The sequence below is a fragment of the bacterium genome, from assembly GCA_020444065.1.
Lineage (GTDB): Bacteria > Sumerlaeota > Sumerlaeia > SLMS01 > JAHLLQ01 > JAHLLQ01.
This window is the reverse complement of sequence record JAHLLQ010000005.1, coordinates 401,411-411,170: the sequence shown is the minus strand read 5'-3', so window position 1 is coordinate 411,170 and position 9,760 is coordinate 401,411. Positions and strand designations below refer to the sequence as shown.

Sequence of the window (9,760 nt, the reverse complement as noted above, 5' to 3'; positions counted from 1 at the left end):
CAGCGCTCTCCACCGGCGCAAGCACTTCCAAGCGTGTGCCTCACAGGACGGTTACTTGGTAGCGAAATCTCGTGCGATACGGTTCGAGGTGCTGAACATCCAAGATAGCGCAATGGCCCACAAGAGTCTGACGTCATCTGGGATTCTTGAGGGGTCGGGATGTTGAAGTGCCCAATCCACGAGCCGATGGATCGCCCGCCGTTCGTAACCATCGACTTCTACAAGACCACCCCAAAGTCGATCTATCGAGTTGGACCACGCTACGTCTCTGTCATGCATACTCATCGGAATTAGCATCTGGTCCAATGCTAGGGCATTCAAAGGATGGTTCTGTCGGATAGCCATCAGAAGAAGGTCGTCGAAAACGTCTTCTTGCTTTCGCTTCGTGATGCTCCCCCAAAGTTCAACCGTCCTCTCACTCATCGCTTCGGCAGTTCTCCAGATTACCGAGTAAAGAAAGGGGCCGATCAAGAAGCGGACTCTATCGTGAGAAGTAGTGAGTACATCGATGACTTCGACTCCTGGATGGCGCTCAGGCAGGACCAGGCTCAACGCTGAAAGGAGCGATCCGTACAGATAGGCAGTATGGTCGTCCCCAAGAAGACGCTCTATATCAAGTCTAAGTGATGCCCTGCTTTCATCACTCCATTCTTTGGGCACAATGCTCATTGCCTTCACGAGATCTGTAAACCGATCAAATGACATCGCGATGTTGGTGTGATCAGCATTGCCATCTTCGCCATAACCTACAACCTGTGTGAGCAGACCCTCACTGATCATGCTGTAGTACAGGCTTTGATCATCGTTTGCTCCCTTGTAGATGGTCTCCACCACTTCAATCGCTTCCGCTTCAGGGAGGAACCTTCTTGGCCCCATCCTGCCAGCGAGTTCGTCCAAGGCCCTGTTCACCAGCTTCCGGTCTGGCCGCATTCTCAGGTCTCGTGATATCTTTGCGTTCATCTCATCTATCAGCATGTTGAAGATTGAGTACAGACCATCAAGCCCATCTGGGGACAGCCTGATACCAGCTCTGTGTAGCGCTTCGCAGTAGATCTTCAAGAATAGGGGGTTCGAGAACTCGGGATTGAGTGGCGGGGTAGTCAGGTCGATTTCATAGTGCTGGAAGTATGCTTTGACAGCTTCGTATTCCACGCCTTCAAAACCGGGATGGGACATCCATACGAAGGAGTCTATCAGTTGCTGGGTCAACGTAAGGTGAATGAAATCTGTCCGGATAGATACTGCCATGCGAACGTATGGAAAATTCCGCACTTCCAGCAATAAGTCCGGTAGGTATTGATTCCAGATCGAGTCTCGCAATGGGGACTCGTTGAGAGCGTCTATAAAAACCAGAAATGGCTTTCCTGAGGCTTGCCCGAAAGAATTCAGCACGCCCAAGAGATCCCTCAGAGAGAGATTTGAAAGCTCCAACTCTCTACAAAGTATATCGGCGATGGTTCTGTCGGACTGAACCTTCTGACCGAATAGGACAATGGCACCTCCACCTGAAATCAAGTGCTCCTGGCACTGATCGATGAACAAATGCGTCTTCCCTGTCCCAGCCTCTCCGGCAAGGAGTAACGGCTCACCCTTGAGCAAGGCTGACACGACATTGTCTATCCACTCCTGCGAGGACCTGGTTGCGGTGTAGACTTGGTCACATTTGTACCTGTCATAGTCGTAGGACTCTCTGCTTCTTGTTTCCTTCGCAGTGGTAGCTTTGCGTTCCGCTTCCGTAGAAATAATCGCATAGAGGTCGCCTATTAGTTTTCTTATGTCTATCAGGTGCTGTGAGATCTCATCGACTGTGGTTGGTGCGTTACTGATCTCGAGTGTTGCCGATTGCTTTTCAAGGAGTGATGTAGCCTTCCTGACGTTCTCAATGATGTCCTTATGGCTCGGCTCAGGGTGCCTGCACAAGTCAACTACCTTGAATGCGATTTCACGCACGCGTTCTTGGATGCCATCGACAATACGATCGTCAAAACGAAAGGCTCGCATTTGATGGGCAATGGACACCTCCGTGTTCGTTTCTGGCGTGTACCGTTTGCCTACAATCATCTTGGCCGCATCAAGCTTACGTCCGAGCAGGTCCAAACCAAGGTCAGGAGCGGCAAACCAGAATGTCCGCCTACCGGCATGCTCCGTCTGCGAAAGTCGGGAGAAGATCTCACTTTTCCCCCAGTAATGTACGGTAATGGTCCTGGATTGCTTCAGGGATTCCGATTCACACCAGGCAACGAAGTCCGTCCACCGATCCATCTGAGACTTCCGAGGTCTGCCTCGCTGTTTCTTCGCAGGAACCGGAGCCTGTGAGTCCCGCTCGTCTGTTCGGTCGAGCGGGACCGCAACGACGAAAGTCTTCATCGTAGGGTGCCTCTGAAGCGCTGTTGAGAAAGAATCCTTCAGTTGTGTGATCTGGGAATCGCCAAGCTGGTCGAAAGACTTAGCCTGCCAGCAATGGTAGGAGCCGTCAGGAAATTCCCAGTAGCACTCTTTGCCAGCATCGGGTGGGGATACGCGAACGAAGCGAGCGTCGGTTGGAATAGCTGTCCCGTCAGGCAACTGCTTCTCTTGTCCAGCCAACTGACAGACAAGCTCTTCAAAAGCGGCGTGCTGAGAACCGTCCCAGGTTCGGAGATTGCTCCATTCACTCGGCATTATCTTCATCTCCTTGATCTTCCTTCGGACGTGCAGAAAACAAGTCTGTGGGGCTCCCGGTCTCCGACTGCCTCCCCAGCGTCCTCCCAAACAGCATCTTTTCCCTCGGCCAGGAGCAGAGCTTCATTCTCACCAAGTCAGACTCCTTCTTGGGAGGCGTAGTGGTTGTGGTGACGATGTACTGGAAGGGGGCTTCATCTTCTCCGCCGAAGGCGGTGTGGATGCCGTGCAGCGTGCCGAGGAAGCCCTCGTAGAGCATGCGGTCGAGGTCGCCTTCACGGGGGCTGTCGTGTAGGAGAAAGCGCGGGTGTTCGCCGATGCCCTGGATGCTGGCGAGCATCGACGTTGTGTCGGCGAGCAGGTTCGCCAGCGTGTCGACGGCTTCGCTGTGGAATCCTTCGTCTTCGGTGATCTCGAATGCGAGATCCTCCTCCGAAATTCGGAGCCTTCCCTGAAACGTCTCTCCGACGACGTCCTTCACCAGGGCGACGAAGATCATCGTCAGGTCTTCGCGACGCTTCGTGTAACCGGAGAGGCTTTGGTTTCGCTGCTTCTCAAGCTCGGCCTTCCGCTTCTCTTTCCCGCGCCTCAGATCAACCTTCGCGTTCAGCGGCGAGCTGGTGAGGTTTCCATCATTCCATCGCTCAGCCTCTGCCTTCAGTGCGAGGAGATGAAGTAGGTCAGCGTGATCGCCCCGGTTTCTGGCGGCCACACGTTGGGCTCCAGAGATTCCTGGCGAGGAGACTGGACACGGGGTCTGCTTCATCATGGTGGTGGGGTTGGTTGTCCAACACCCAGAGTCTTCCGGAGATAGGCGAGGCGAACGCTGATGAAATCCACCCAGCACCCCTCGGCCTCGTATGCCGACGCGATCTCATCCTTCTCTGCGACCCTTTCTTCTGAGGTCAGGTTTCGCCCATCAAAGCGCCTTGCGATCTTTCGCTTTTCCGCGTCGATCTTACCTTTACGAGCTTCCCGCAAGGTTGGGTGATTGAGATGCAGCCCATGCTTCTCAATGAGACCAGCCAATCCTTCTCGGAAGCTGTCGGACAACCCAGTATCAGTTCTGACGTAAGTTTCGCCCTGGCTCGTGAACCCGATGTGCCCGTGATAGTCAAAGTCAGAGGGCCAGGGCAACAATGTGCCGTTCGTTTCTTGTGGGACAGTCTCTTGCTTTCCGCCATCACAGGTGTCGTGCCGGGGGCATGAAAGATAGAGGTTTTTCCAAAGCAAAGCCTGAGTCGGGTCGTGGCTTATGGGAATCCAGTGGTCGATCCGAGGGGCCGGATGCCTGCCTTCATACAGAGTCGCCTCACAGTAGGCGCAAAGGCTGCGCTGCGGTGGGTACATCCCGGCTCTCAACTTTTCCTTGTCCAAGCCGTCGAAGGTGCTCCTTGCAACCACCCGCTTCTCTTCGGGCGAAGTACGGCCGTTCAACTCGCGTTGGAAAGCCCTGTTGGCATCGGACAGTGATTGTGCTGTTTCATCATCACGCCGGACATTCCGGGGTGGCCACGGTCTGGGAATCCGTCTCATTGCTCATCCCACTCCACCATGGCCTTTGCCCGGATAAGTTCGGGGTCCAGTTCACCCCACTTTTGCACAAGATGGGTGTGGAGTCGTTCAAACTCATCTCTGTTGCCATGGTCGAGTGCTCTGTAGAGTGCCCGCAGCTCCTGCTTTCCATCTTCGTCGCGATCATCAGTTTCCATGTGGTCCCGCAGAATTGCGTTCGTGTCTCGCCCCTCCACGGTGACCGGCCCTGGCACCAACCGCCCGTTATCAAGATGTCGAACCTGCCTGTTCTCAACGCTACTGAGAACCTGGGGCGAGTGGGTCGACACGACAAACTGTAGCTTCGGGAACGCCGCACGAAGTCCGCGCAACACGGTGCGCTGCCACTTTGGATGCAGGTGCAGATCGATCTCGTCCACCAATACCAAGCCCTCCACCAAATCAGTGGCATTCTCGCCGTCGAAATCATTTAGACTAACTGCCCTTCTGGCGATGTCAGCCACAAGCGAGAGGAACACGTGATAACCGTCTGAAAGCTCGCGCCATGGAACCGCTTTGCCGGTGTCCATGATCAGCATTGGCGCTCCCTCTACAGCATCGAAAAAGGCCTTCTTCACTCCCGGTGTCGCACGCACCAACGCCTCCATCACCACGTCATCTTGACGCCGCTGTGGCTCTCCTTTCCGGTCCCGGCCAACATCAGAAATCATTCGGGACATGAGCCAATCGAGAAGGGGTTCCTCGGTAAGCGATGGATCGAGCGAGCCGTTGTAGGCGTCCAAACGGTCATTCGAAGTAGTTGGAAGACGCCCTCTGTGCAAGCGAGCCCGCAGCCGCTCCGTCCCGTACCAAGCGAAGAGTGGCCATCGTTCACCAGGACTTCGGATGGCCTTCATCAGGCGACCGATACTGTCTATATCAAGAGAGCGTCTCTCTGACGCAGCCATCAAGGAGAGCCCCCAAGTCGCCGAGCCCAAAGCAGATTCGGCCGACCACGTGAGTGAACAATCGCCAGCCGGTTCGCGGGCACCGAGTTCGTCCCTCGTTACCTTGCGGATGTCCCGCTCGAAGCTCCCCTTCAGACCCTTCGGGCTCCGTGGCTGGAAGAGCGCCATGCCCATTGCCAGCGCGGTCAGGATCCCAGTCTTTCCCCCGCCGTTTTCGGCAAAGAGCAGTGTCAGATCCGGTTCGAGTGCCATCTCCAATCGCTCGAAGCACCAGAAATTCTCCAGGCTGATCATTGTGAATCTAAGACTCATGCTTGTTGCTCCTTCGGCGGGTGGATGTGCTTGGGCCAGTTGTGGACGTCCCACTGGGCCATGGGGATGAAGTTGCCTTCGGCGTCGGTTGGGGGGCCGGGGGGTGGGGTGAGGGCGGTGTTGTAGGGCTGGCCGGTGCGGATGGATTCGGCCATCTGGTCGTAGATGCCGAGAATCGCCTCCTTGGTGCGGTAGGTGCCGTGGGCCTTCTCGTCCTTCCGCTTCACGATGGGGAAGGTCTCCATGATGTAGTCCACGGCGTGGCGGGGCGTGGGGAAGCTTTCGAGGAGTTCGGGCGAGCCGGTGCGGGTCCACTCCTCGGGCGTGCCGAGGTAGAGGTGGAAGAAGGCGGCGTCGAGTTCGGCGCGAATCTGGAAGCGCCGCTCCTCGTCCCAGATGAACGGCGGCCCGTCGTAGCCGCAGTCGCGGGCGAAGGGTTCGAGGTCCCAAGCGGTGTAGGAAAGCTCCAGAACATGTGGCCTCAGAATTCTATCGACGCTGATCCCGAACAACTGAGTGGGCTCTATGATTGGAATCTGCTCCAGAATGTAGGCTCCGACATTGATCGCCCCTACCTTTTGCCTGACGAGATAGTCAAAGGCGTACGACGAGACACATCCTGGGAGTAGAGTGAACTCATGCCCAGCGGAGGAGAAGAAGAGTGATGGTAGAGTATCGCTGCTTGGCCGGTAAGGACGGACAGAAAAGATCGCCGTCCGTTCATCGGTCGAACGCGCCTTGTCTCGAAATGAAAGTAGCCAGCTCTTTTCCCAGTCGCGCCCTGACATACGATCGTGAAAGAACTGCGGCGTCACATACGCCCGAGACTCGACAGTAAAGAGAGGGTCAAGTCGCTCATGATTGGTCAGTTCTCTTGCATTCCCCTTTGCCCTGCCATCAGTATCTACAGCGTGGTAAGTCGCGTACCGATGGTTGAAAAGGTGGACGAACTTTGCCTCGTACAAGCCTTCGAGGACGTCCAGATCCGGCTCAGAGAGAAAATGGATACTGTCCTTGTGGATTCCAAAATCGACCATCTTCTTGAAGAACTGCGGTCTCCACACACTTTCCTTGAAGCACGTACCTTTCTCGTACAATCTCTTGTTCAGTTCGGCATCAGCAGAGGTTCTGAAAATCGGACAGGTACCTGACTCTGGATTGAGAAGCTCGAAGTCAGCAGCGGTCAGAGTGAATCGACGACGCGCTTCTTGAGTCTCTTCTACGGAGTGTGCAAAGAAAACCATCCACGGCTTCTGAGCCACGATGGACTTTCCCGCCACCACCATCGCTGCGATCTTGAAACGCGAATCTACGTCCGCGAAAATACCCTTGTTCTCGAAATCGTAGAACGAGACCAAGCGACTTTCTGAGATCAGGTTCTTGAAGAACGGTCCGTAGGTAGAATCGGTAGCAATTCCTGACTGTATGATAATCGCACTGCATCCGAAGGCGGAGATACTTTCGCAGAACAACTCCGCAAAAATCGCATAGGTGTTCACATCTCCGCGTCCGGTCTGAGGATACCTCCCGGTTTCGCGGAGGAGTGCGGAAGCCCCATCTGCAACTCTTTGGGCGACCTGGAACTCAAAGAAGAGAAGGACGTCTGTTCGCTTCAGATCGGCAATCCTTCTCTCACGCTCCGAAGCAGATCCCGCTTCCGCAACCGAGGGGCAGCGCTGGGCGAAGAACTCCTTTTCCTGGAGCTTTACGCGCTCCCACGGCGGATTCCCCAGCATGCAGTCGAAGCCGCCTTGCGCCTTCTCTCCCTCTGCCGCCGTGCGGAAGACGTCGGCAAAGAGCACATGCCACTGGATGAAGCGGAACTGGCCCGCGAGGCGGTCGAGCATGTCGCGCTGGGCGTCGCTGAGCAGTTTCCATGGCTCGGCATACTGGGCGCAGCGCTGGATCAGGTCGTGGGTGGGCGGCTCGGGGTAATCGCGGGGACCCGGCAGCGGCAGGCCCTTTTCGTCGGCTTCTCGAACGCGATCTTTCCACTCGTCCGGTTCGACCTTGGGCCAGACGAAGGCGGCGCACCAGAGGTCGGCGACGAACCGCGCCCTGCGGAAGGCGGGTGACTGGCGAAACACCTCGTAGTTGGCGGCGATGCGCTGGACGTCGGCGAGGCTGTCGGCGTTGGCCTCGAAGAGGGCCTGGGCCTCTCTGGAAAGCTCGTCCAGCACCTCGACGGGGATGGCGGTTCCCGTGGCCGTGAGGAACTCGGACTGGGCTCCCTCGCGCTCCTGCTTGTTTCGCTTCTTCAGGGCGGAGACGAACTTCTTGTCGTCGCCGGTGAGGGCCGTGAACGCGCCATCGGGGAGCCCGCCCGCGATCAGATCGGGCGTAGTGCCCAGCAGCGCGTTGCCGCATTGGAAGTGGGCATCGAGGAAGCCGAGGGGCTTGCCCGGTTCAATGGCCTCCATCCAGAGGGCGACCTTGGCGAGTTCGAGCGCCATGGCGTTGATGTCCACGCCGTAGAGACAACGCCCCACCACGTCACGCATGGCGTGCTGGAGGGCTTCGGGCGTGGGTTCTTCATCGCCGGTACGGACGCGAGCAAGACGGCGGGCGATACGGTGCGCCGCCGCGATGAGGAAGTGCCCGGAACCGCAGGCGGGATCGCAGACGCGCATGCCGAGAAGGGCGGCCTCGGCAAGGACATGCAGGCGGTCTGTCGCGGAAAGTTCGGCGAGTTCCACGACGCGCAGGGCGAGGGCTTCCTGGGGATCTGCGCCTTGTGGTACGACGAGATCGATTTCCTCAGGAGTCCAGCGGTCTCGCTCGAACTGGCCGTTGGCGATCTTCTGCGCGGCCTTCTTTGCGAGAGATTCCTTCTCGTCCATGACGGGTTCGAGCGCGGAATCGAGTAGGCACTGCACCAGGCTGTCGGGCGTGTAGTAGGAGCCGGTAGTCTTGCGTTCGTTTCCCGCAGCGGAGTGGAGATCGAAGGTGCCAGCCTCAGCGTTGAGCTGGGGGTGGAGTTCGAGCAGCGATTCGTAGACGGAGCCCAGTTCCTCGGAGCGCAGGTGGGCGTAGTTGACGACGGTGCGGCGGCCTTCGACTTCGATGACGGCCAGGGCGCGAACGGCTGTCAGGAGATCGGCGTTGGCGATGTCGGCGGCGGGTGTCGCTCCCATGCCCGCCAGATCGGGGCAGGCTTCTTCGGACCAAAGGTAAGACCCCAGCGCAGGCACTGCGAGAGCGGGGATGCCGCCTTCCTGTCCGAGGCCGCGCATGATGAGCTGGAGCCCGCGCCACAGATCGGGGTGCTTGGTGCCGCGAAGGGTCTGTGAGAGGGAGCGAAGGCGCTGGGTGCCGTAGTGCTGTTGATAGCGGGCACGGGCGAGGCGGCGTTGGCGTTTGGCGTCGTCGGGCTCATCGCCTTGGAGTTCGGGGAGAAGAAGCAGATCGCGGTCCTCGGCCACGAAGAGGAAGAGCAGCCTGTACACAACGCGCAGGAGCTGGCGGTAGTATTCCTGGCGATCGAGCTGGCCGTCGCGGAGCTTGCTGCGTAGATGATGGTTCGCCCGATGGGCGAGGAAGCCCTTGCCGAGGGCGCGGATGGCTTCCTCGACGCCGCCACGGAGCTTGTCGAGGGCTCGGACGCCTTGCTCGCTGGCGATCTTGGACCATTTCTCCAGCCAGCAGTCGGTGGGCTTCTCGGCCTCGAAGCGGGACTGATGGCAAAGCAGCCACAGCACGCGGAAGTCGGCGAAGGCATCGCCCTCCAGCATGGCTTCCAAGTCGAACTCGACGTAGGCCTGGCGCGTGAGGCTCTTGTTGTCGCGAAGCAGGCGCAGGCGCAGGCCATTGGAGACGATGGCCCAGAGGTGTTCCTCGGTGCGGTTGAGGAATTCCTGAATGAGCGAGTGTGGGGCGGTCTTGGCCGCGCCGGGAATGCCCGGCGTGCGGCGGTCGATCAGGATCTTGTAACCGACCAGATGGATCGGCACGTGGTCGTAGTAGTGCGAGATGAAGTATTCGCGGCCATCGATCTCACGTGCCTTGCGCTCGGCGGGCATGCGCCCGAAACCGAGTTCCTGGAAGAGGGGATAGAGCCAACGCTCGCGGGTGAGCGAGGTGCCGGTGGCATCGAGATCACCGGACTTCTCGCGGGCTTCCTTGAACCCACGCCAGGCGACGAGAACCTGCTTCCAGGAGCGCTCGATGACCTCATTGAGCTTCTGCCCGGCGAGAAGGTGGAACGAGTCAGGCGTGAGCCCCTCGAAGTCGCGTCCCTTGGCAATACGCTCCAGCAGCTCCGAAGGCAGGATCGCGCCTTCGGTGCGGATGGTGGTGAAGAGGGAACGGGCAGAGGAGCGCATGGG

5 protein-coding genes are annotated in these 9,760 nt (G+C 58.0%); all 5 read right to left on the bottom strand.

The genetic code is table 11. The features are described from left to right. Positions 1-51: 51 nt before the first annotated feature. The 5 genes from KQI84_14450 to KQI84_14430 are packed head-to-tail and all read right to left on the bottom strand — an operon-like array spanning position 52 to position 9,757. Positions 52-2,670 carry a hypothetical protein gene (locus KQI84_14450; protein ID MCB2156075.1) on the bottom strand — a complete coding sequence of 873 codons (2,619 nt, stop codon included), beginning with the start codon at positions 2,668-2,670 and terminating at the stop codon, positions 52-54. Next, positions 2,651-3,430, bottom strand: a complete 780-nt coding sequence (locus KQI84_14445; protein ID MCB2156074.1) for a hypothetical protein — start codon at positions 3,428-3,430, stop codon at positions 2,651-2,653. The genes KQI84_14450 and KQI84_14445 overlap by 20 nt, the downstream gene beginning before the upstream one ends. Beyond that, complete coding sequence (locus tag KQI84_14440) at positions 3,427-4,197, bottom strand: hypothetical protein (GenBank protein MCB2156073.1); 771 nt, start codon at positions 4,195-4,197, stop codon at positions 3,427-3,429. Before KQI84_14440 ends, KQI84_14445 begins: the two co-directional genes overlap by 4 nt. Further along, positions 4,194-5,435, bottom strand: coding sequence for an AAA family ATPase (locus tag KQI84_14435; protein ID MCB2156072.1), 1,242 nt, complete (start codon positions 5,433-5,435; stop codon positions 4,194-4,196). Before KQI84_14435 ends, KQI84_14440 begins: the two co-directional genes overlap by 4 nt. Then, a complete protein-coding gene (locus KQI84_14430) occupies positions 5,432-9,757 on the bottom strand; it encodes a hypothetical protein (GenBank protein ID MCB2156071.1) in 4,326 nt (1,441 codons plus the stop codon). The genes KQI84_14435 and KQI84_14430 overlap by 4 nt, the downstream gene beginning before the upstream one ends. Positions 9,758-9,760 lie beyond the last annotated feature (3 nt).

Bases quoted from the DNA above. Each gene is read 5' to 3' on its own strand.
- KQI84_14440 (MCB2156073.1), bottom strand. From the start codon at position 4,197: ATGAGACGGATTCCCAGACCGTGGCCACCCCGGAATGTCCGGCGTGAT.
- KQI84_14435 (MCB2156072.1), bottom strand. From the start codon at position 5,435: ATGAGTCTTAGATTCACAATGATCAGCCTGGAGAATTTCTGGTGCTTC.
- KQI84_14450 (MCB2156075.1), bottom strand. From the start codon at position 2,670: ATGAAGATAATGCCGAGTGAATGGAGCAATCTCCGAACCTGGGACGGT.
- KQI84_14430 (MCB2156071.1), bottom strand. From the start codon at position 9,757: ATGCGCTCCTCTGCCCGTTCCCTCTTCACCACCATCCGCACCGAAGGC.
- KQI84_14445 (MCB2156074.1), bottom strand. From the start codon at position 3,430: ATGATGAAGCAGACCCCGTGTCCAGTCTCCTCGCCAGGAATCTCTGGA.